The 21,988-nt window shown below is 50.1% G+C and carries 19 protein-coding genes; 10 read left to right on the top strand and 9 right to left on the bottom strand.

Features of this window, described 5'->3' with window-relative positions; all coding sequences use genetic code 11:
• Positions 1-97: 97 nt before the first annotated feature.
• On the top strand, positions 98-826 hold the full coding sequence (locus ACR3FE_RS24215; RefSeq protein WP_458210414.1) for a glutamine amidotransferase: 729 nt from the start codon (positions 98-100) through the stop codon (positions 824-826).
• 18 nt (positions 827-844) lie between these two features.
• On the opposite strand, the gene ACR3FE_RS24210 is transcribed toward ACR3FE_RS24215, so the two are convergent.
• Positions 845-1,525 (bottom strand): PIG-L deacetylase family protein, encoded by a 681-nt coding sequence (locus tag ACR3FE_RS24210; protein WP_458210413.1) that lies wholly within the window; start codon positions 1,523-1,525, stop codon positions 845-847.
• A 464-nt stretch (positions 1,526-1,989) separates the two neighbouring features.
• The gene (locus ACR3FE_RS24205) at positions 1,990-3,117 is read right to left on the bottom strand and encodes an ABC transporter ATP-binding protein (RefSeq protein ID WP_458210412.1); all 1,128 of its coding nucleotides are present in this window, start codon (positions 3,115-3,117) and stop codon (positions 1,990-1,992) included.
• 385 nt (positions 3,118-3,502) lie between these two features.
• Here ACR3FE_RS24205 and ACR3FE_RS24200 point away from each other — a divergent pair, with 385 nt between their 5' ends.
• The 5 genes from ACR3FE_RS24200 (at position 3,503) to ACR3FE_RS24180 (ending at position 8,789) form a co-directional block, all read left to right on the top strand.
• Complete coding sequence (locus tag ACR3FE_RS24200; RefSeq protein ID WP_458210411.1) at positions 3,503-4,807, top strand: extracellular solute-binding protein; 1,305 nt, start codon at positions 3,503-3,505, stop codon at positions 4,805-4,807.
• A gap of 26 nt (positions 4,808-4,833) precedes the next feature.
• Positions 4,834-5,754, top strand: coding sequence for a carbohydrate ABC transporter permease (locus ACR3FE_RS24195; protein ID WP_458210410.1), 921 nt, complete (start codon positions 4,834-4,836; stop codon positions 5,752-5,754).
• A complete protein-coding gene (locus ACR3FE_RS24190) occupies positions 5,738-6,625 on the top strand; it encodes a carbohydrate ABC transporter permease (protein WP_458210409.1) in 888 nt (295 codons plus the stop codon). The genes ACR3FE_RS24195 and ACR3FE_RS24190 overlap by 17 nt, the downstream gene beginning before the upstream one ends.
• 272 nt (positions 6,626-6,897) lie before the next feature.
• The gene (locus tag ACR3FE_RS24185) at positions 6,898-7,689 is read left to right on the top strand and encodes a sugar phosphate isomerase/epimerase family protein (RefSeq protein ID WP_458210408.1); all 792 of its coding nucleotides are present in this window, start codon (positions 6,898-6,900) and stop codon (positions 7,687-7,689) included.
• 116 nt (positions 7,690-7,805) lie between these two features.
• Entirely contained in the window at positions 7,806-8,789 is a 984-nt protein-coding gene (locus ACR3FE_RS24180) for a Gfo/Idh/MocA family protein (protein WP_458210407.1), read from the top strand.
• Positions 8,790-8,792: 3 nt separating this feature from the next.
• On the opposite strand, the gene ACR3FE_RS24175 is transcribed toward ACR3FE_RS24180, so the two are convergent.
• The 5 genes from ACR3FE_RS24175 to ACR3FE_RS24155 all read right to left on the bottom strand — a co-directional run bounded on the left by ACR3FE_RS24175 (position 8,793) and on the right by ACR3FE_RS24155 (position 13,675).
• On the bottom strand, positions 8,793-9,935 hold the full coding sequence (locus ACR3FE_RS24175) for an MFS transporter (protein WP_458210406.1): 1,143 nt from the start codon (positions 9,933-9,935) through the stop codon (positions 8,793-8,795).
• 118 nt (positions 9,936-10,053) lie between these two features.
• Positions 10,054-11,037, bottom strand: a complete 984-nt coding sequence (locus tag ACR3FE_RS24170) for a Gfo/Idh/MocA family protein (protein WP_458210405.1) — start codon at positions 11,035-11,037, stop codon at positions 10,054-10,056.
• Positions 11,034-12,029, bottom strand: a complete 996-nt coding sequence (locus tag ACR3FE_RS24165) for a Gfo/Idh/MocA family protein (RefSeq protein WP_458210404.1) — start codon at positions 12,027-12,029, stop codon at positions 11,034-11,036. The genes ACR3FE_RS24170 and ACR3FE_RS24165 overlap by 4 nt, the downstream gene beginning before the upstream one ends.
• A gap of 174 nt (positions 12,030-12,203) precedes the next feature.
• The gene (locus ACR3FE_RS24160) at positions 12,204-12,809 is read right to left on the bottom strand and encodes a carboxymuconolactone decarboxylase family protein (RefSeq protein ID WP_458210403.1); all 606 of its coding nucleotides are present in this window, start codon (positions 12,807-12,809) and stop codon (positions 12,204-12,206) included.
• A 50-nt stretch (positions 12,810-12,859) separates the two neighbouring features.
• Positions 12,860-13,675 (bottom strand): PIG-L deacetylase family protein, encoded by an 816-nt coding sequence (locus ACR3FE_RS24155; RefSeq protein WP_458210402.1) that lies wholly within the window; start codon positions 13,673-13,675, stop codon positions 12,860-12,862.
• Between the two features lie 150 nt (positions 13,676-13,825).
• On the opposite strand from ACR3FE_RS24155, the gene ACR3FE_RS24150 reads away from it, so the two are divergent.
• Entirely contained in the window at positions 13,826-14,656 is an 831-nt protein-coding gene (locus tag ACR3FE_RS24150; RefSeq protein WP_458210401.1) for a VOC family protein, read from the top strand.
• 473 nt (positions 14,657-15,129) lie between these two features.
• Here the strand turns inward: ACR3FE_RS24150 and ACR3FE_RS24145 are convergent, their stop codons facing one another.
• Positions 15,130-16,662 carry a lyase family protein gene (locus ACR3FE_RS24145; protein ID WP_458210400.1) on the bottom strand — a complete coding sequence of 511 codons (1,533 nt, stop codon included), beginning with the start codon at positions 16,660-16,662 and terminating at the stop codon, positions 15,130-15,132.
• Between the two features lie 826 nt (positions 16,663-17,488).
• Here ACR3FE_RS24145 and ACR3FE_RS24140 point away from each other — a divergent pair.
• The 3 genes from ACR3FE_RS24140 (at position 17,489) to iolM (ending at position 20,707) form a co-directional block, all read left to right on the top strand.
• Complete coding sequence (locus tag ACR3FE_RS24140) at positions 17,489-18,514, top strand: aldo/keto reductase (RefSeq protein ID WP_458210399.1); 1,026 nt, start codon at positions 17,489-17,491, stop codon at positions 18,512-18,514.
• A gap of 210 nt (positions 18,515-18,724) precedes the next feature.
• Complete coding sequence (locus ACR3FE_RS24135; protein ID WP_458210398.1) at positions 18,725-19,510, top strand: SDR family NAD(P)-dependent oxidoreductase; 786 nt, start codon at positions 18,725-18,727, stop codon at positions 19,508-19,510.
• A gap of 42 nt (positions 19,511-19,552) precedes the next feature.
• Positions 19,553-20,707 (top strand): scyllo-inosose 3-dehydrogenase, encoded by a 1,155-nt coding sequence (gene iolM / locus ACR3FE_RS24130; RefSeq protein ID WP_458210397.1) that lies wholly within the window; start codon positions 19,553-19,555, stop codon positions 20,705-20,707.
• A gap of 4 nt (positions 20,708-20,711) precedes the next feature.
• Here the strand turns inward: iolM and ACR3FE_RS24125 are convergent, their stop codons facing one another.
• Complete coding sequence (locus ACR3FE_RS24125) at positions 20,712-21,857, bottom strand: MFS transporter (protein ID WP_458210396.1); 1,146 nt, start codon at positions 21,855-21,857, stop codon at positions 20,712-20,714.
• Positions 21,858-21,988 lie beyond the last annotated feature (131 nt).

Genomic DNA, 21,988 nt, shown 5'->3' with positions numbered 1-21,988 from the left:
TTTTCTTGGATTATGAAATAACTAGTTGTAGGGTGTTCTATCCGTTCACTGGTACACTGGGAAGAAGCTATAAAGGTTGAGTTCGCGGATACAGGCGATGACAGAAATGGAGGTCTTACTTGCAGGCGAATCGTGGCACGAGATTTCACTCATCGTCAAAGCTCAGGACGTGACAGCTAGTAGTTCCTATACAGAAGCAGGCGAATACCTAATTGCCGCACTTGAAGCCGTTGGTGCGTCAGTGAGCTATCAACCATGTCACGTCGCAGCCGAGAAATTTCCACGCTCGAAAGAGAAACTAGCCCAATACGACCTCGTCCTCTTGAGCGATATCGGTGCGCAAACACTACTCCTCACACCGGAAGTGGCGGCCGGAAACGTCGGAACTAATCGCTGTCAGGTACTCGCGGAATACGTGGCCGACGGAGGTTCACTCGGGATGATTGGAGGGTACATGAGTTTTGCCGGTGAACAGGGACAAGCAGGTTATAGTCGAACCGCACTTGCCGAGGTTCTTCCGGTCGAGATTTCACCGACTGATGACCGTATTGAACGACCGGCAGGCATCCATCCACAGAATCAGGAAATTGAGGGTCTTCCTGGAGAATGGCCTGCAATTCTTGGCTATAATCGGGTCTCACCGTCCGATGATAGCGAAGTCTGGGCAACCGTCGGTGATGATCCGCTTCTTGTCGTCGGTGATTACGGTGAAGGCAGTTCGTTCGCCTTAACGACTGACTGTGCAGAACATTGGGCTCCACAAGCGTTTCTCGAATGGACGCATCTCCCAGATCTCTGGAGGAAGATACTCAATCGTATGTCCTAGTAGATGCTTCCTTTCAATTTATCTGAGGTAATCGGTCGCAGAAGGTTCGTCTGGAATGAATCCTTCAGCGAGATGAACACCGCAGCGATGGCCATAAGCTTTGGCGCGTGAACTTATAACGTCGGAAACATTCATACCTCTCTTCTGTTCGATACGTTCGATTTCTGTTTCGTGTTCGTACAGCGCTTTGATTTTTCGGTCGTGATAATCACCGATATCTATGAACATCGTTGGATCGAACGACGTTTGGGGTTTGCCGACGAAGTAAATATTGGGACGGGTCGCAGGAGGTGATTCCGTTTCCAGGTTTGCGGTGCTAATTTGGAAGGCGGCGTCTTGAACGAGTTGTGATGTTATTCGGTGATCGGGGTGTGGGTCGTCAGGGTACCACGTGATGACGATATCAGGGCGGTTGCTTCGGAGTGCCTCGACCACCGCGACGCGATTCTCGAATGTATCAGAAAGTCTACCATCTTTTCCATCGAGGAATGTAGCGGTTCCACCAAGTTCATCAACGCAGTTTCGTGCTTCCTGTTCTCTCGTGGCGGCTCGCTCGTCTTCGTTCGCATCGCCACCCCACTCACCGCGAGTGAGGTAGGTTACAGTCACATCATCGCCACGATCAGCATGTTTTGCGAGGGTGCCTCCGCAAGTGAACGCGGCGTCGTCCGGGTGGGCAACAACTACCTGGATACGCATAATATAGATAAATATTGCATGGCTATAATGTTTTCTCTAGAACAGAAACAACTATTAGAGACCTTCCCGTTTGACTCTCGATATTCACTTCGGAGATTGATATCCACGGTTGAATATGATCTGAACTGGACTGCAATGACGTTCGATCAGCCAATATTGAACGATAGACCATAAAATGGTAATTCTACTATCAGTTATTATTAATTTGTGTGCCATCAAGTAATCCGTGGTTACTTGGCCGAGATCGATTCGATGGTATAACCACCACCAGGAAGACATATGCTTTGAAATATTAACACCCAGTCACATGCTTCTGGGGGTTCCCTCCCAACACTGTCTATAAGCTCATATCGTACCGTACGGTGTTCGTCTAGCTAAAAGAAAGTTCATTGACTCACCTGGCGATTTACTGTATCTGAAAGACATTGTCGAAATTGGCAAGGAACTCGGCAGTCACAATACTTCTACAGCTCTGGAACTTCAGCGTCATTGCGGCGTTCTCGATTCTTAACAGCTTCTCCAGTGGTTTTGTCGAAAACATGGATGAGATTCTCAGGAAAGTGAATGTGTATTGTCTGCCCGGGCTCGAAGACAAATTCGCTATCATTACTCACTGTAATCGTTTTATCACCGATGGAAACGTATATGATGGTTACATCTCCCATCGGCTCCACAACCTCTACTTCGGTCTCGACACTATTTTTAACTGGTGATTTGCTTATTTCAATATCTTCCGGGCGGATTCCAAGAATGAGTTCTTCGCTTGCTACTTCCAGCTGGTTTTTCATTTCGTCAGTGATGGAAAACTCAAATCGGTCATGACGAAGAATATTTCCGGTGCGGTTGACATTGAGGAAGTTCATAGAGGGAGAGCCAATGAAACCTGCTACGAATTGATTCTTCGGCTCATGATAACACTCTAATGGAGTTCCAAGTTGTTGTAGTTCTCCGTCGTTTAAGACAGCTATTTTATCGGCCATCGTCATCGCCTCGGTTTGATCGTGGGTAACATACACTGTTGTGACGTTGAGGTTCTGTTGAAGATTCTGCAGCTCAGTTCGCATCTGAGTACGGAGTTTCGCATCAAGATTGCTGAGTGGTTCGTCAAGCAGGAACACCTCGGGTTCACGTACGATAGCACGGCCAAGCGCGACTCGTTGTTGTTGGCCACCCGAGAGTTCACCCGGCTTCTTTTCAAGTAATTCCTCAATACCCATTAATTCGGCCGTTTCTGTTACCTTCTGCTCAATTTCGTCAGATGACATTTCTGTCGTCATTTTCAGACCAAATGCCATATTTTCATAGGCCGACATATGGGGGTAAAGTGCATAGTTTTGAAAAACCATCGCGATATTACGCTCAATAGGGCGTTTATTCTTGATAGAAGTCCCATCAAGTTTGATATCTCCATTTGTTACAGTTTCAAGACCGGCAATGCAGCGAAGCGTCGTTGATTTCCCGCAACCCGATGGGCCGACCATTACGAGGAAGTCCCCATCGTTAGTATCAATATTTAATTTGTCGACGGCGACGATTTTCCCCTTGTCATCACCGAATTCCTTCGTAAGGCTATCAATTTCCAACTTACCCATATGTGAAGTGTTCACAATTCCCGGTAAAAAAGCTTTGGCCTTCATTACTGTGTTAATTCCAATGAAGGGAGCACTAGCAAAAGATCCACCTTAATATCGTTTTTATCCACTGATTGCTTCCATGTGGTGCCTAACAGCTCGTTTCTTAATTCGAAGGAGTGATTGTCTTCTATCCTATATTTATTCAATGATATTGTATTATAGGTAAATATACCATATCGAACCCACAATTTTCTATCAGGATATTCTAAAATAACCCACATATAAAACTGTAATAGATCAAAGTATTATACATTAGTAAACACAGATGGGAAACCATTAAACATAGCAAAGTAGACATAATCTTTATTATCGTTTAACTATCCATCTTACACCACGGTTGACAATGACAGGCAAAGTTAAGGGTCTGAACCGACGTCAGTATCTGGAACTTGCGGGTATGGCTGGCTTGGCAGGTTTGGCGGGTTGTACCAGCAGTGACGGCAACAATAAGGGGGATGGGTCAGGGAATGGAGACAAATCCAACGGTTCAAAGAAAATGACGATGTGGGCTTGGAACGATCAGGCACTTGCCCCCATTCGTAAAAAACAACTTAAGACATTCAAAAATCAGACGGGTGTTTCTGCGAATTGGCAGTACTACCCCTGGGATAATTATCTTACAAAATTGCTAACGTCAATCTCATCCGGTGATGCTCCTGAAACATTTGCGTCGGCAACAGTCTGGGTTCCAGAACTGGCGAGTCGGGATTCGGCGAAGAATCTCTCAAAATCTAGTGGTGTTGAAGTTCCAGAACTCATCAACGCAGCAACTCGCAATTCCTCGTACAAGGGCGACCTTTATTCGGTTCCGTGGTACGCAGACTGCCGAGCACTTTGTATAAATAAAGATATGTTTAAAGAGGCAGGAATCGAAGTTCCGTCTGACAATACCAAGGCTCCATCTTGGGATAAGTTCGCAATGTGGGTGAACGAGCTTAGTACGAAGGATCGTGCTGGCTACGTCATGGATCCTGGCGAAGGCTTCGAAGGCTTAATGCTCTCGAATGGTGGCAATTACCTTGAATCAGTTGGTGATGCTAAATTCAAGGTTAAATTCAACGATGATTCAGCTATCGAGACGGCTCAATACGTCATGGACGATCTGGGGATGGACAATATTGCTCGTGCCGACGAAGACTTAGAGCAGTTCCTAAGTGGGAATGCTGCTATGACGTACGCTGGTTCGTGGGAACTTGACCAGCTTAAAAAAGCGGACATAAACTACATGTACTTGCCTCAACCGAAGGGGCCAAATGGTAAAACCTCTCGAACTTGGTCGGCAGGAGTTTACTACTGTGCTCCTCCGAAGGCTAGCGAACAGGCATTGAAATGGCTTGACTTCGTGATGTCCAAAGAGCAACAAACGAAGGTGGTGAAGACCGTCGGAGGGTTCCCTGGTCGCGCAGATGTGTATGAAACAGACGCATTTAAAGAGACTGTCAGTGGAGACCCCACTATGAAGCTCATTGCTCAAGAAATGCAGAAGGCCGTGCCACTTCCGCGCATCGTCGGTGCCGTTAAACTTCTTAATGAAATTGGACGACCCGCTATCCAGCGAGTTTATCAAGGGCAAGCATCTCCTGAGAAAGCGTTCGATCAGGCTGCCAAGCAGATGGTTACCGAGTTTGACCAGATCGTCGAGAAGTAAAATCGCACATAAATATTGCTCAAATAATGTCAACAAGATACACAGAGCTGCTTTCCGGTGTTTTCGACCAGCAGGCGGTTGAGTCGAAAAACGAGATATCGTGGGCTAGCTTGGTTGTTCCGAAAATTGTCCTCTTTGGGGCTATCCTCATACTACCGTTCTTCATGGCGGTGTGGATCAGCCTTCATGAGTGGGATCCAATCAGCCCCAACAAGCCTTTTGTCGGGTTGGAACACTACGTTACTCTCCTTCGAGACCCACTCTTTCACAATGCCATCATCAACACGGCGGGGTACGCAGCCGCGCTCGTGTTTGTAGGAATCCCTATTTCACTGTTCCTTGCAGTCTTGCTCGATAAGGAACTGCGCGGGACTTCATTTTACTCAGGTGCCATCTTCCTCCCTGTAGTAACCTCATGGGTCGTGGTTTCACTCATTTGGATGTTCATCTTCAATCCCGACTTTGGCCTCATGAATCGGATGCTCGATTCCGTTGGCCTTCCAACCCTTGAGTGGCTTCGGAGTACAAAAACGGCGCTTGCGTCAATTGCGCTAATGAGTATTTGGAAGAATGTCGGGTTCAACATGGTAATCTTCTTAGCCGGATTGCGATCCATTCCAGATTCATACTACGAGGCAGCGCGCATTGACGGGGCAAACGCATGGGAACAATTCCGCTACATAACGCTTCCACTGTTGAAATCAACTACCTTCTTCGTCGTCGTCGTCACGATGATTAGCTCCTTTCGACTCTTCACACAAGTGTTCGTAATGACCGAGGGAGGGCCTGTTCACTCGACGTACTCAATCGTATTCTACTTCTACCAGAAAGGATTTGCTCAGTTCGAGATGGGCTACGCGAGTGCCCTCGCTGTCGTGTTGTTCGTCATCGTGTTTGCACTCAGTATCCTACAACAGTATACGTGGGGTGATGATGTTGAGTACTGATACAATATCAAGGGATACTAGTAAAATCGATCTCTCAGAGATGGATCTTCGGAGCGTCCTCAGCCGAGCAATGATACATCTCATCCTCATTGTCGCGTCACTTATCGCCATTGGTCCATTCGTCTGGGCCTTACTTACATCGCTGAAAGAACCCGGTACTATCTTCACGACAATCAACGTACTGGTACCAAAGAATCCAACACTGGAGAATTACATGGCAATCTGGGTCGAACATCCGTTCGACAGGTGGGTAATGAACAGCCTGATCATTACCACCGGCGCAGTTTTCATGTCGCTGTTTCTAGATTCGCTGGCAGGGTTCGCACTTGCAAAGGGGGACTTCCGCGGAAAGGGCACCGTATTCACACTTGTATTGGGTACGTTGGTTATTCCACCGCAAGCCATTCTTGTACCTTTGTTCCTTGAGATGCAGTGGCTGAACTGGCAGAACACCTACTGGGCAATGATGGTCATCATCATTGCAGGCCCGTTCGGGACGTTCATGATGCGGCAGTTCTACGTTAGCATCCCAGACTCACTCATAGAAGCAGCTCGAATGGACGGTTGTAATACGTTTCAGACGTATCTACGCATAATGCTCCCAATGGGAAAACCAGCACTCTCATCGCTCGCCGTATTCAAGTTTACGTTCATGTGGGGGGCCTTCCTCTGGCCGCTTATCATTTCGGATGATACGGCAATGTTTCCGCTTCAAGTTGGTCTCGGGCTCCTACGAGGACAGTACGGGACAGCAGCGTGGGGGCAAATTCTGGCGGCGGCACTCATGGGTGCGCTCCCAGTGTTGGCAGCATATATGTTCGCACAGCGGACATTCATGGAGGGCATTGCGCTCTCAGGAGGGAAGGGATGATTAACCAGATCATTCTACAAGCCATTCTCAAGCTGGGATCGGCGGGTCCCAATTCTCCAATATATGGGGGAGCTCTTGTGTTTGCTCTCACAGGCCTTACCCTGTTCTATCTCTCATTCGTCTCAGATGAGTTCGAGGCGGGTGTGGTACTGAGATTCATGAGTATTGCACTTCTCGCCTTTGCACTACTCGCGATTGTATGGCCGTCGAGACCTTGGCCCCATTGATTGGGGCACGTAAGCTTTTATAATAGAAAACGAGAAGCGATACCAATGCAATTCGCACTCAATCAGAGTGGCTTCCCGGTCGAGTCACTTGACGAAACGTATAGGATCCTTGCAGACGCCGGGTATGATGGAGCAGAACCAAACTTACAGGTAAACGGTCCACTTCATAGCACGGAAGGCCGGAAGCAAGTTGCTTCACTCACAACCGACTATGATCTCGACATTCCCAGTATCTCGACCACAGTTCACTGGGAGTACCCATTGACGAGTGCGAACCGCGACCGGCGCAATAAGGGGGTAGACTTCGGAAAAACGATGATAGACGCTGCCGCCTATCTAGGTTGTGATACGGTGTTGATTGTTCCAGGTGTTTTAGAGTCAGAACCCCAGTATGACGAGGCATATGATATTGCGCTCGAATCAGTGCGAGAACTCGCGATTTACGGCGCCCAAGCAGATGTGACAGTAGCCATCGAGAACGTCGGTAATGACTTTCTGCTATCGCCGTTGGAATTTCGTGACTTCATCGATGCCGCCAGTGAAGTTGGCCCAGTGGGAGCATATGTGGACGTAGGGAACGCACTCTATTACGGCCAGTACCCAGAACATTGGCTTCGTATCTTAGGTGACCGAGTGGTAAAAGTCCACGTCAAAGGATTTGATGAGGGTGGAACAACGCATCCATTACGAGGGAACGTCGATTGGCCATCCATCGTGAATTCTCTCGATGATATTGGCTATGACGATTGGATTACTGCGGAGGTTCCACCTTATGGTTTCCATCCTGAACTAACACCAAAGCACATTTTAGAGTCTCTTACAGCGGTTTTTCAATAATTCCAATTCCGGTCTTTTATGCTGCTCTTACGGCGAATCCTCAATATGCGAATATATTGCGACATGGTTTACTACTTTAGAAGACTTTTTTACAAAGAAATGTGTGATTTGTACCTATGGAAGTCGGATGCATTGGAGTAGGCGGCATTGCAAAACGACATCTCGATAACTTCGAAAATATCGACGCAGCAAACGTCGTGGCTGTTTGTGACATCAACCGTGAGACGGCCGACAAAGTGGCTGCAGCACGAGACGCAACCCCATACTATGATCACGAACGCATGATAACCGATGTAGATCTTGATGCTGTTCTCATTGCGATTCCCCCGTTCGCCCACACCAACCAAGAGACACTCGCGGCGGAAAACAGTCTTGGGGTGTTCGTCGAGAAGCCAGTGGCACTTTCGATTGAGAACTCTCAGCGTATCGGAGCGAGTATCGTCGAAGCAGGTGTCGTCAATCAGGTGGGCTATGCGCTACGATATGCCGAATCGATTCAGCACGCTCGTGACCTACTTCTTCCCAGAGACGTGGCCATGGTCGAGGGTCGGTATACGTTTCCAGGCACACCGTCCGCCGATTGGTGGTGCGAGCAGGAATGTTCTGGAGGACAGGTCGTCGAACAGTCTACGCATGTCTATGACACCATTCGGTATCTTGTCGGTGACGTGACTCAAGTATATGCGATCGGCAATCGACGTCACGTCGATGCTATTGATTTCGAGGATACAACAATGGCAACCATGGAACACCAAACTGGTGTCGTTAGCCACGTCGTCTCGACATGTGCAGCCCCGTCGATGAATGTCAAGATTAAGATTACTGGGCCGGACGTAGATCTTACGCTGGATCCAATTGAAGATGAATTAACCGGGATCGTAGAGGGGGAAACTATTGATTTTGTTGGCGAGTCCGACGCCTTTGTTAATGAACTGACGGCTTTCGTCGATGCTGTCGAAAATGGGTCGCAGGAACCTGTCCGATGTGACTATGGCGACGCTATAGAAACGCTTGCCACCACACTTGCAGTCAATGAATCAATCGAAACCGGAACTCCAGTAGTAGTGGACACCGATGCTGTCGGTGAAAACCAACATTGACATTTAAGCTGCTTTTTGATAACCATTGGTGGTCGATCCAGTGACTGTCAGGCTAACAACCGCGGCGACGAGACCTAGTATCGCCATGTAACCATACATTGCTTGAACGCCGACGAGATCCATGAGTCGACCTGCGAGGAGTTGACCCATACCAGCCCCTGTACCGAAGCCGATGGCTGCAAGAAAAGTCTGAGCTGTGGATTTCAATGCGTCCGGTGCGATAGCGTGCGTGAGGTTTACAGCGGCGAGATAATAGGCGGCGTAGCCGAGTCCGAGTAATAACTGGACACCAAGGATGACGGTGGTTATTGGGAGACTAGCATAGACGAGGAAGGTACCTACATGGGCAAGGCATCCACCGACCAAGAGATACTTATAGGAAACTTTCCGGCCAAGTGGCCAAAAGAAGACGAGAGCTTCGGCGACGGTTTTGAGAGCCAATGCAAGTCCGGTGAGACTGTCGCTGGCACCGACCACACGCATATAGATGGAGAAGTAACCACCTGCCGTTGAGAGGAGAGTTCCCATCAGAAACGCGGAGACAAGAAGTGCGGTAAAATTGCGGTTATGGAAAAGTTGGGTGGCCCTGAGACCAATGGTTTTCGCGGGCGGTGCTTTAGTGATTGGAACTTGTGCCAGTATCAAGGCAACAACTACCATTCCGCCTGCATAGAGATAGAACACAACCTCGGTACCAAACTGGCCAACAAGGAAGCCGACTGCTATGATCGAACCACCGAAAGCGATGCTTCCGAAGGCTCGAACCTTCCCGTATTCTAGACCTGTCGAGAGTACTAACGAATTCGCAACAGGACGAATTGGTGCACGAAATGCAGAGAAGACCGTGCTCACCCCGGCAAGGACAATTAGGCCGGCAGTTGCCCCAATTGGATAAACGAGCATGGTGGCACCAGTAACGACGACGCCAACGTATAGTACCTCCTTCTGAAGGTTGCGCCAGTCACTCATAAGACCCCAAATAGGTTGGGCTGCGATAGCGACGATTGGAATCAAGAATCCTATAGTTCCAATCTCGACACCAGAAAGCCCAATCTCCTCGAAATACGCGTTACGAAAGGCAGTAAAGCCACTACCGGCAGCAAAGTAAATAAAATAGAACAATCTAAAGGAGGTTCGATCTTGCATTATGTTAGTAAACGTAGAGCTGATTGAAAGACGTTTGGTTTACTGAAAAATAGACCCAATTAATTATCTTGAACACCGGCCAATCTGTACAAATAGTGTCTATTAATCAATATGATGCTTAATATTTCACCGTAATGGGTTCTTCGCGCTTTGCAGATTCGTAGGCCGCATCGATGACAGCTACTTCGGTCGCACCGTCCTGAACAGTGGTCATCGGTTCACGATCGCTTTCTACGGAGTTTACGAAGTCACGAACAAGCCCCTCATTAGCGTCCTCTCCAAAGCCAATGGATTGAATGCCTGTGTTTTCGCCACTATCCCGAGTCACTTTCATCGTAAGTTCGGTTGAATCGAAGCCGGCGGTGCCATTCGTGCCCAACATTTCGAGGGTTACGTCGCCCCACGTATCCCACTCGTCCGGGCGACTCCACGATCCATCTAATGTAAATGGTGTACCATCTTCGAGTTCCATTGAAAGAATGTTGACATCCTCGACAGGGATGTCGAAGATGAGAGTGTCAGTCTCCGCATACACTTCAGACACTTCAAGACCGGTGATCCATCGAACAATGTTCAGAACGTGAACAGTGTGATCCATGACCGCGCCACCACCTGCGAGTTCTGGGTTCACAAACCAGTCACCGGGCATCTTACCACGATTGGTACCCGTGATATATCGAAGGTCACCGATAGAATCTTCGAGGTAATCCTGCTTGGCCTCACGCGCCAATGGATTGAACCGTAACGGCATGCAGAGCCCAGCGTTAATTCCAGCATTTTCACAGATGTCGACGATTTCCTTTGCCGTCCCGTAATCGGGAGCAAGTGGTTTCTCGCAGAGAACGTCCACCCCAGCCTTTGCTGCTTTCTGAATCCAATCTATGTGGGTCGCGTTCGGTGAGCAGACGACAACACCTTCGACCTGTTCGAGTAAATCAGTAGTGTCAAAGTACTCTGTGCCATGGCGTGATGCCGTCTCACGGCCGTCGTTCACATTTTCGCTGGCGACACCAACGAAATCGACGTCGTCGAACGACGCCAGTTTCTCGGCATATTCGTCAGTGTGGACATGGGCAGTTGAGAGGATGCCAATGCGAGTCATGTTATCACCTCCATGTCCGCGACACGAACCGGTTTGCCGCGTTCGGCCGACTGAATAGCGGCCAGAGAGATTCGCATTGCCTCAATGGCATCGTCAACGCTGATTGGAGGTGCTTTATCGGTCTCTAAGCTCTCGAGGAAAGATTCAATTTCTTGCTGCATGGCAGTCGAACCGTTTGGAGCAGCGGTGATTGCTTCGTCCTCTGTGTACCGATAGTAGGGGGCCATTGTTCCATCGAACTCGATGAGCCCGTCATCCCCTGCAATCTCAAGCGAGTAGCTGAACTCTCGAGTTTCAGGTTGGGCCCATGAGCCTTCGACGTGCGCAACTACATTGTTCTCGAATCGAAGTGTCGTCACCGAGTGTTCCATTAATGCACCGTCATCTTCCCACTGAACGTCACGTGTGAATACATGTTTCACCTCTCCGAACGTCCACCGAAGGTAGTCGAAGTCGTGAATAACCAAGTCAAGGAGAATACCGCCGCTTTTCTCAGTGTCGGCGAACCAATTATTCCACGACCAACTGGGGAACGGTCCAACCCGCGAAGTGCGGACAATTGCAGGACTGCCAACTTCATCACTGCTCACGAGCTCTTTCGCTCGTCTGTAAGCGGGTGAGAATCGCACCGCATGTCCAACCATGAAGTGGACATCGTTCTCTGCAATCAAGTCAGCCATTTGCTTTGCCTCTTCGAGAGTTCTGGCCATTGGCTTTTCACAGAGCGTGTCATAGCCGCGCGTGACGGCTGTTTCGACGACCTCTGGATGAACGAATGTCGGTACGCAAACATCGACCACATCTGGATCTACTTCGTCCAACAAAGTTTCCGTGTCGTCGAATGGTTCCGCACCAGACGCATGCTCAGCAATGAACTCGTTCGTGTTTTCCTTTGAGGAGACCGCTACTATCTTTGCGTTGTCTAGGTTCGCGTAGGCGGCGGCATGAGCTTTCGCAATAAAGCCGCTACCTATCAGTCCAACCCTGTACATTCGAATAAACGGTCTCACCTATCCATGATAAGCGTTTTCACGGACTGTCGAAGTAAGTCGAGTTTACGTCAGAACTATGTAGATTTTTCGACCCGATATGAAGAAGGAACTAATCTGAATTGGTGATTCACAGATGTATAAGGATGCAAAGTACTCGACCCCGTGATATTTTACTTACTCGTCTGTTTCGGGAAGGCTCACCCACTCGTCATGAGAGATTCCAGGATAGACGATACCTGCGATAGCCTGTACATATGACGTGTATACGTGGAAGGCGATACAGTCGATGACTTCTAAGATTTCCCCATCATCAAGGCCGATCTCACGGAGGCGCTCAAACTCCTCGTCTGTCACGTCATACGGGTCACGGGCAGCTTTCTCTGCAAAAACCAATATTTCATACTCAGATGGGGAGAACTTCTCTTCGCCAATCTGGAGGTTTTTCATATCCTCAATGGAATCGGCGTCAGCCCCCTCGCGTTTTAGTGCAGACTCATGGAAAAATCGGCAGCCCTCACACTCCATTACGGTTGCAACAACGAGCGAAATCATAGACTTGAGTTTGAACGAGAGTTCGCCGCCGTTATACATATAGTCGGTATGTTCCCAGACTACGTCTAAGAGATTGGGGTCGTTTCCGAATGTCATCCAGAGTTTGCTTAACGTGAGGTCATCGTCAAGGTCGTCTTCGCGTTGTTGGATAATGTATTCGTACCGTTTCCGTACTTGTCCGGTCGCTTTCTCGGGAGTAACGAGTGAAATGGTATTTTCTCGCGACATCTGTATAGAAAACTGGGCCTCCCGGTTCTTTAACCTATTCCAACTATGGGTTATGTCGGAAACAGTTCAGTTTCGTTTTCATCAGTGAGGGGACTCCCATACTCACAACCCTCAAAGGCTTCTGCATACTGGACATCCTTACCAGCCTCACCGTATCGCTCAACGAGGGCGTCACGAAATCGCTCTGCAACTGCTTTGGAGTGGTCGAGCCATTCTTCCCGGAGCCACTCTCTTCGGCTCTCCTCGTCGTCTGGAACCTCATTGAGGTTTCCTTTGTTCCATGGTAACCATTCATAGAACTGTGATTTGTGTTGGTGAAGCGCATCGAGTTTCTGGTCAACCACATCGTCGATACTCACGACAATGTCAGGTTCAAAGGGGTAGGGCTTTTGGAAGTCATCACTCAAATATGCAATGACGGGATTGTATCTAAGTACCTCCGTGTCCGTACAAACGTTCGGAACAGTCACCATGTAAGCCGAATCTTGTACCAATGTTGAAGTATAACGATGATCCGGGTGGTAATCATTCGGTCGATGGGTGAGAATTAAATCTGGTTCATAGTTACGGATATGTCGGATAAACTTCTTGCGCCGCTCTAGTGTCGGTTCAAGTTCACCGTCGTGATGATCCATCACCTCGTATTCGATATCAAGAACCTCTCCAGCCGCCGAAGCTTCCTCACGACGTCGTCGTGCTAGTTCCACACCACCGATTTCGTGGTGGCCTGCATCGCCGTTGGTCACCGAAACGAACCGCACGTTATGGCCATCTGCTGCGTATTTCGCGGCTGTTCCGCCAGCCTTGATGTCACAATCATCAGGATGTGCACCAAACACTAGTATATTGAGAGTTTTTGCGGACATGCGTGTATACATGCTTATCAGGGTGAGAAAAAGGTTTGGTCGATGCCATCGTTTCACATGGATTGGAGTTACCGGTACTGTATGAAACCAACTGTCTAACAGTACAGGGTCGTCGGAAGATTCATACATTTAGCACGGTCTCATCTCCGCATGAACCTTACATTAGACCATGTTCCGTTTGCTTGGCACGATCTTGATGAGATAACTGCAGAATTCGACCGCCTCGGCCTATCGACAGAATACGGTGGTGCTCACGATAACGGCACGACCCATATGGCTATCCTCGGGTTTGAGGATTACACGTACGTAGAACTCATCGCTGAGCATTCAAAAGGGGAACATGACTTCTGGCCAAATCACATCCAGGCCGACGCCGGTCCTGCAGCATGGTGTATCCGCGTCCCGGAAATCATCACCGAATGTAAGCACGTTCTCAACAGAGGCATCACAGTTTACGGCCCGATATCTGGTTCTCGGGAGCGAGAGGATGGGACATCTGTTGAGTGGGATCGTGCTGTTTTTGGTAGTGAAGATACGCAACTTCTCCTCCCATTTGCCATTCAAGATCGAACCCCGCTCTCATACCGCGTGACACCTAGTGAAAGCGTCGTAGGGGGATCGCTCAAGGGAGTTGAGCAGGTGGTTCTTGCAGTAGAAAACATTGACTCAGTAATTCAACAGTTCCAAAATCTGTACCGTTTCCCTCAGCCAATTCGAAAGTCGGTTTCCGGCCTTGGAACAGTCGCCTCGTTCCCAGGACAGCCCGTGGCACTTGTGACCCCAGACAGTAAAGGGTGGATTCAAAATCGATTGAAGCAACTTCCCCAATGTCCTTGCACTTGCTTGCTCGGAACAGATAATCTCGATAAGGCGCGTGAGGAATATCCACTCCGCTCTCCGAAGTCGTGGCCTGACGGTCGCATCGCGTTCTTCGACAGTGAACTTCTCGACTACCATCTCGGCGTTGTGGAGCGATCGTAGCACCACCATTTCTCCTCTTGAACCGAAATAGATGTTCGGACGTGTCTCGTTTACTCGTGGTTATCGACGGTGATAGCCTTCGAGATCATAATTTTTCTAGATCGACAAAGATGTTCGATATTGTTGATTTCATGGCCGACCGCTTAGACTAGGTATCGTAAGTCCAAGCAAGATAGTTCTTTGAGCCGAGTATATACATGGGCTCTACTCCCGTAGCGAACGGACAAAGTCTGGACCATAGTCGATTACCCAATTAAAACCATACCAAACAACACCAAAAAACGACACAAGAAGCCCAATATACCGAATCAAGAAACCCACGATAGGATGGATAGGTGTATAAGATAATGGAAAGCTTAGCGCAATCATACTAAGACCTATAAAAATAGCGGCTGCGTAGTCAGGATAATGGAATCGGTCAAATAGCCACATTGTCGTATGAGTACGTGAGTTACCAATAGAAAAAGTTTGGCCTAATCGTCTTGTGAGACGATTTCATCGATCGCAGTTTCGAGGCGACGGCTGGCTGCTGAAACGGCTTCACGTCGCTCGGATACAGTTTTGCGGCCTTCTACAATGAACTCCCGTGCCGCGGAAATCTGATTCTCGACTTGCGAAGGTGCAGGACTGCCAGGCACAAGCGAACGCGACTCGATAGCATGCTCCGCGTCCACGACCTCGTCAATCGCCGACTGAGGGATGTCAATCGAGCCACCGAGATATTCTTCGGCCGCACGGTCGAGATGATCAGTAGTGAGGTCGGTTACCCTAAATCCCTCTTCATGGGCGTGGCGAACAAGTATCGCAGTGATTTGATGTGCCGTTCGCCACGGTATATTGGCTTCCTGAACCACCATACCTGCTATATCTGTTGCCAGCGACCAGTCGGCATAGACGAGTTCCTCTCCACGATCGGCATTGAATTCAATTTCACTGATCAATTCATTCCATGTCTTTAGATTATCGATGGACTGATCAAGTACACTTGTGGATATTTGAACGCCGCCACCAACATTCTTCGTTGCAGCGAATGCCTGCATTACCTCACCAATAACGTCGTTCGTGTCACGCTGGACACTCTCAATGGTGTGTGGATTCTTCTTCTGGGGCATGATACTACTAGTGCCTGCGAATCGATCAGGAATGTCCAGCAAACTAAACTCCTTTGAGTACCAGACGAGAATCTGGTCGGCCGCGAGGGCAACATTCGCCAGCATAGTGGCGAAAACGCTACCACATTCGAGTATAACATCGTAGCTCTTGTCCACGTCTTCAGCGTTGTTATGGAGATCCTCGAATCCAAGCAAATCAGCAACTCTCTTACGGTTGATTTGGAAATGGGAGGTCGTTCCGACGGCTGCCCCTGCAGGACTCGTATTGACACGATCGTAGGCCGACAAGAGGCGCTCAAAGTCCCGTTCCAACGGACGTTCGAACGACATCAGACAGAATCCAATTGTAGCAACTTGGGCATGCTGGAGACCAGTATACGTCGGGATGACAGCGTGAGTCTGTTCGGCAGCTCGATCCGTGTACGCCATCATCAGGTCAAGTGCAGCATCCATCGCAGCAAGCAATCGCTCGCGGAGTACAAGTCGTCGACTTACTGATGCAAGGTCGTGTGATGAGCGTGCGAGGTGAAGCCAACCGCCGATGCCTTCCCCAAACTCGGAGATGAGGTATGCTTCTCCAGCATGGGCCGACCGTCCACTCTTCCGTCGGACTTCTACATGCCCCTCTTCCTCCATCTGTCTAATCCCTCTTAGAATCGCTGCGCCTTTCTCCGATGGGATGAGCCCTTCTTCCGTAAGCATGACCGCGTGTGCCTTGTCAAAAGCATGAAATCCCTCGTGGCGGCTGTCAGATACACCGGTAGAGAGGTTAATTACTGATTCGTCTTGTGGTTCAGAGAGGCGTGCACCGGGTCGCCTGTAAAACTGCCCACCCTGTGCCAGACTACCGTAGATCGGGGAAGTTTTTTCATCCCTGTTGTTTCTATCTGTCATGTTGGTGTATGTCCTTGTTGATAGTTAACTCATCTCGTTAGCAACTAATAAAACCCACTGGGAGCTTCGATCCGCCTTACTATTTGTGATTTCTATGACATCCAAAAAATACATTCCTATTTTGTACCATGAGTATTTTCACGAAATGCGGATCACACCCTGTGACGATACACGTGGCGAATATTTCAGCGACTGGACTTCGAAAAGTGCTCAGTGACGCGGATAACGTCGAAGCAACGAAAATACATTATTATCGTGATTGCCGACAAGCAATGTATCTCACAAATTGATGTGACCGAGTAATGCGGACACTCTAGAAAGACCGCGTACAATTAGCTTCACTGATTCGAGGGAGAGTAGATTCATGACCCAGCCATCAATAGGGTTCGCTCTAATCGCCCAGGGGAACTTAATCGTAGAGAAGAATCTATAGTTCACCAACAAGTGTTTGAGTTCCTTCCAAATGCCGAATACGGTGCTACAGGATAATGGATGACACTTTTACAACACCTTAGGACGTGCAGTGCGTGTCCAAATTTGTGCGCCAGGGCATACAGATCTCTTCCAAAGACCGGGTAATTTATGTTGAAACAAATGGCCTACAGAGAGTCGAAGAAAAAGATATCGATGTTATTAATACGTTGATATTAAATGCGGACAACCACTAGTCAGGTGAACCAGGGAGCGCTCCAACCGACTTTTGAACCGAAAAGAGAAGATGAGGTTTGACGATGGGGAGTTGATTACGGCGAACTGACTTAAGAAACCGTTCAACAAGTATTGTGGAGAAAAACTTATTTTTGTTTGTTCTTGATTACCACCCAAGATGGAGTATAGACAGCTCGGTACAACTGGGACTCGCGTATCCGAATTGTGCCTCGGGACATGGCGGTTCGGGAAGGAAACGAACGGCGTCGTCGAAACTGGTTCTGAAGAAGCACACAGGTTGTTGGATGCAGCCTGGGATCACGGTATCAACTTCATCGATACCGCGAATGTCTACGGAACCCCACATGGACGGAGCGAGCGGTACATCGGAGACTGGCTAGAAGATCACGATAGGGAAGACTTCGTTATTTCCTCGAAAGTATACTTCCCCTTCGACGGGTGGGGTGAGCCAGGCCCAAATGACTCTGGCCTCAGCCGAAAACACATCCGCACTCAGATTGAGGGCACGCTTGACCGTTTGGGAACGGATTACATCGATCTCTATTATATTCATCGCTGGGACGAGGACACACCAATCGAAGAGACGATGAGGACGTTGAACCAACTTGTCGAAGAAGGGAAAGTGAACTATCTTGGTGCGTCCACGATGGCCTCGTGGCAGCTTACAAAGGCACTCTGGACGGCCGACATCGAAGGACTGGCAAGTTTCGATGTCACGCAGCCACTCCACCACGCGGGGTACTACGAAGACGTGCGTGACTACCTTGATGTCTGTGCCGATCAAAACCTCGCTGTCTGCCCGTATTCACCACTTGCTGGCGGCTTCTTAACCGGGAAATATGAGCGCACAGATGCTGAGGATCCACAAGCAGTCGAAGCACCAGATGGGTCTCGAGGAAGCTTCGACGATTTCTTCGGGGACTGGTATGTCTCTGAACGAGGGTGGAAAGTGCTCGACACTGTTCGAGAGGTGGCGGATGAAGTTGAGGCAACGCCTACGCAGGTATCACTCCGGTGGCTGATGGACTGGGACGAATTTACGTGCATTCCCATCGTCGGGGCACGGACGACAGAGCAATTGGCCGAAAACGTCAAAGTGACAGACATCAAACTCTCAGACAAGCAGTGGAACCAGATTATGGATGCGCGATACAGCCCAGACGGTTCACTCTGGGGGCACTGACAAACAGACACACCTTGGAGGTCAGCGACGCGTTCACGCTTCGACTCATCACGTTCGATACTACCCCGATCCAGGTGGTTGAAAGGCTCTTAGATGACTTTGCCAGTTAATCGGCGTTTGGTGACAGTGGAGACATTCGATCTCATACAATTGCCAGCACTGGTTCAGTCGGAGAATTAATAACCTATCCTTTCGTTTTACAAGGTGAGTATGGGTAGCGTTAGCTACGACTTCAACGACGAGACTGTCATCGTGACAGGCGGGAGTTCGGGAATCGGTCGCGCCATTGCCCTCAGGTTCGGCGAAGCGGGTGCGGCAGTGGTCAATGCCGACATTCGAGAGAACCCGAAGGATATCGGTGAAGAGACATCAACACATGAGTTAATACAAGAGCAAGGTGGCGAAGCTGAGTTCGTGGAGACGGACGTCTCTGACCCGTCAGCAATCGAAGCAACCGTCGACGCCGCCCATGAGCTCGGCGGCGTTGATGTGATGGTGAACAATGCAGGGTGGTTTACGCGAGGATCGATGCTCACGGTCAACGAAGAAACGTTTGACCAGATTCACGACATTAACACAAACGGCGTCTTCTTCGGTTGTAAAGCTGCAGCACAGGATATGATAGACCGGGGAGTCAAGGGCTGTATTGTGAATACGGCCTCCATCAGTTCGACCCACGCGCAAACAGACCAGATTCCGTACGACTCGACGAAGGGCGCCATCAAGATGATGACGCAAGGGGCAGCGTTGGAACTGGCGGATCACGGCATCCGCGTCAACGCTGTGGCGCCTGGGCACATCGCAACGGAATTTGGATCTGGGGCTGAGCAGAAAGAGGAGTCCGTCGCCGCGGACGAGTTAGCGAAGCCAATACCGCTTGACCGGCCGGGATATCCCAAAGATATCGCTGGTGCTGTGTTGTACCTCGCCTGCGACGATGCGGACTATGTGACGGGCGAATTGTTGTACGTTGATGGGGGGTGGCAAACCTTCTGACCTCCCATACTAATTTACCATGACCCCGCCAACAACAAAACGATGCAAGCCCTCGTCCTAGACGGAACATGGAATCCGTCCGATAAATACGACATCTCAGAGCGAGAACGTCAAACCGGCACGGCAATGGACGGATCGTCAGTCTGGAAACACCCCGAACTACACATTGAAGAACGCGGCCGGCCGGAACCGGCTGCTGACGAAGTGCTCGTGCGCGTCCGCTACGTTGGCATCTGCGGGAGCGACCTTTCGATGACTGCAACGAACGGTGACGGCTATATGCACTACTCGGCGTACGTGAATCTCCCGAACATCGTTGGGCACGAGTTCTCCGGTGAGGTGGTCGAGACGGGTCCAGACACCCGCCTGTTCGAGGAGGGTGATCTAGTTACCGCCGAGGTAACTGACTACTGTTGCCGGTGTCAGATGTGCCGACAGGGATTTCATGGTCACTGCGAGAACTTCGAACAAATAGGCTTCACGATTCCTGGGGCTTTCGCCGAGTACGTTGCAGTTCCCGAGAAGATACTATGGGATGTCTCCTCACTCTCACGTTCATACGACACAAAGGACGAAGTATTGCGCGCGGCAGCGACGGTCGAACCAAGTACCATCTGCTATTATGGTATGTACGGCCGCGCCGAAGGTATCGTCCCCGGCGACTACTACGTCTTTCACGGTGCCGGACCAATCGGGTTGACAGGGATGAACGTCGCCCGTGCAGCGGGAGCTGGGATGGTTGTCGCGTTCGAACCGTCGGATGAACGCCGAGACATCGCCCGCGACCTCGGCTTCGACCATGTATACGACCCACTCGATTGTAATCCCGTTGAAACCGTCCAAGACGTTACGGGCAGCGAGGGCGCGGACGTCCACGTCGAGACCTCAGGTGCTGTCGAAGCGACATATCCCGTCATCGAGGACACTCTTGCCGAGCGAGCGAACGTCGTCCACATCAGCAATGCTGGGTCGGATCCGTCAGTCGCTTTGCGAAAGTACCAGAGCAACGCTGCCCAGGTGTACGGTTCGGAGGGTCACACTGGCCAGCAGGTGTTCCCTCGGGTTATTCGTCTGATGGCTGCGGGCCAGCTCGACAACCTTCCGCTGATAACATCGACGTTCGACTTCTCTGACGCGGAAACAGCGTTCGATCGAGCGCGGGAGCGCGTCGACGGAAAGGTTCTCGTTGAAATTTAAGCGGTCAGTCAGCTGGGACACCTATTTCAGATGCTCTCGTGATCTCTCGCCGTATCATCAATACGACAATAAGACATACTGACATTGGAATAACTAGTGTTTGGAGACCAACCTGGATGCTATACGTATTGGCGAGTAATCCCACGATGGCCGGCATGGTTGCAATACCAGTGTATGATGCGCTGGTGGCGATAGAATTGATAGGCGCGCTGAACCCCGGCGCAGCATCGACACCGAGTGCGGATAAAGTGGGAAAAATCCCAGAGACGAACCAACCCATTGCGAACACGCCGACGAACAGGAGAGGGCCGCGCAGAATAAACGTGGTCAGCGAAAGCGTCGCCAGAGTGCCCACAGCGACGATGACGACTAGGTCAATAGCCCGAAGCCGGTCAGCAAAAGCGCTGTAGATGAACCGTGCCGGAACGTATGCAACGAGGAACGTTGAGAGCATGAGGTTCGCCACCGACTCATCAAATTGGCGTGTCGCGAAGTATGGCAACCACGTGAACAGGCTCCCTTCAACACCGCCGCTGAGCACAAGAGCGACGGTCATGCCCGAGACGGCGGGTTTGCGGAGGACAGTGCGTAGATCGGACAACGTGAGTTCCTGTTCATCCGAGATGAATCTCGGCACGTCCGCCTGCCAGAGCACTGCGAGCAGAGGGATGATCGCGAACGCAAACGCGACATACGCGAACCGCCAGTTGCCGAGTGCTAATGCCCCGGTTACAACGAGTGGTCCGAGCGTTGCCCCAACGGCCCACATGAGAGCATAAAGAGTGAACATCCGGGTTCGACCGTCAGGGTAGAGGTGGCTCAGGAGACTTCTGTCGAGAGCGCGAACTGGGCCGGTTGCGACGCCGCGTACAAACAATCCGACCAGATATGTACCAAAGACGGGCGCGACGGCCATCGACAGCATACTCATCACGACGACGCCGATGCTTGCAAGCAATGAGATGCGCGTCGGGAGCCGTCCTGCGTACATTCCAACAATGAACACCGACCCGATGAATCCGATTGTCCCAGCCGTGGCAACAAGTCCAAGCAGTGCAGGCTCGACATGGAAGCTTCGTTGCAGGCTTGGCAACAGCGCGCCACGCATTTGGAAACTGAGCCCGTCGACAAACACGAACCAGAAGAGCACGACCGTCCACCGACGGCGAGTTCGTCTTCCTATCTCATCCAAGTTCGACACGGCTCACAATTCACTGGCCACCGTTAAGAAAATTTTCACATCAAGCTAAGAGGAGTAGAGTTAACCATCACCCCCACGTA

This window comes from Haladaptatus rarus (assembly GCF_054177585.1).
This window is presented reverse-complemented; position numbering and strand designations above follow the sequence as displayed.

Bases quoted from the DNA above. Each gene is read 5' to 3' on its own strand.
- ACR3FE_RS24215 (WP_458210414.1), top strand. From the start codon at position 98: ATGACAGAAATGGAGGTCTTACTTGCAGGCGAATCGTGGCACGAGATT.
- ACR3FE_RS24210 (WP_458210413.1), bottom strand. From the start codon at position 1,525: ATGCGTATCCAGGTAGTTGTTGCCCACCCGGACGACGCCGCGTTCACT.
- ACR3FE_RS24205 (WP_458210412.1), bottom strand. From the start codon at position 3,117: ATGGGTAAGTTGGAAATTGATAGCCTTACGAAGGAATTCGGTGATGAC.
- ACR3FE_RS24200 (WP_458210411.1), top strand. From the start codon at position 3,503: ATGACAGGCAAAGTTAAGGGTCTGAACCGACGTCAGTATCTGGAACTT.
- ACR3FE_RS24195 (WP_458210410.1), top strand. From the start codon at position 4,834: ATGTCAACAAGATACACAGAGCTGCTTTCCGGTGTTTTCGACCAGCAG.
- ACR3FE_RS24190 (WP_458210409.1), top strand. From the start codon at position 5,738: ATGATGTTGAGTACTGATACAATATCAAGGGATACTAGTAAAATCGAT.
- ACR3FE_RS24185 (WP_458210408.1), top strand. From the start codon at position 6,898: ATGCAATTCGCACTCAATCAGAGTGGCTTCCCGGTCGAGTCACTTGAC.
- ACR3FE_RS24180 (WP_458210407.1), top strand. From the start codon at position 7,806: ATGGAAGTCGGATGCATTGGAGTAGGCGGCATTGCAAAACGACATCTC.
- ACR3FE_RS24175 (WP_458210406.1), bottom strand. From the start codon at position 9,935: ATGCAAGATCGAACCTCCTTTAGATTGTTCTATTTTATTTACTTTGCT.
- ACR3FE_RS24170 (WP_458210405.1), bottom strand. From the start codon at position 11,037: ATGACTCGCATTGGCATCCTCTCAACTGCCCATGTCCACACTGACGAA.
- ACR3FE_RS24165 (WP_458210404.1), bottom strand. From the start codon at position 12,029: ATGTACAGGGTTGGACTGATAGGTAGCGGCTTTATTGCGAAAGCTCAT.
- ACR3FE_RS24160 (WP_458210403.1), bottom strand. From the start codon at position 12,809: ATGTCGCGAGAAAATACCATTTCACTCGTTACTCCCGAGAAAGCGACC.
- ACR3FE_RS24155 (WP_458210402.1), bottom strand. From the start codon at position 13,675: ATGTCCGCAAAAACTCTCAATATACTAGTGTTTGGTGCACATCCTGAT.
- ACR3FE_RS24150 (WP_458210401.1), top strand. From the start codon at position 13,826: ATGAACCTTACATTAGACCATGTTCCGTTTGCTTGGCACGATCTTGAT.
- ACR3FE_RS24145 (WP_458210400.1), bottom strand. From the start codon at position 16,662: ATGACAGATAGAAACAACAGGGATGAAAAAACTTCCCCGATCTACGGT.
- ACR3FE_RS24140 (WP_458210399.1), top strand. From the start codon at position 17,489: ATGGAGTATAGACAGCTCGGTACAACTGGGACTCGCGTATCCGAATTG.
- ACR3FE_RS24135 (WP_458210398.1), top strand. From the start codon at position 18,725: ATGGGTAGCGTTAGCTACGACTTCAACGACGAGACTGTCATCGTGACA.
- iolM (WP_458210397.1), top strand. From the start codon at position 19,553: ATGCAAGCCCTCGTCCTAGACGGAACATGGAATCCGTCCGATAAATAC.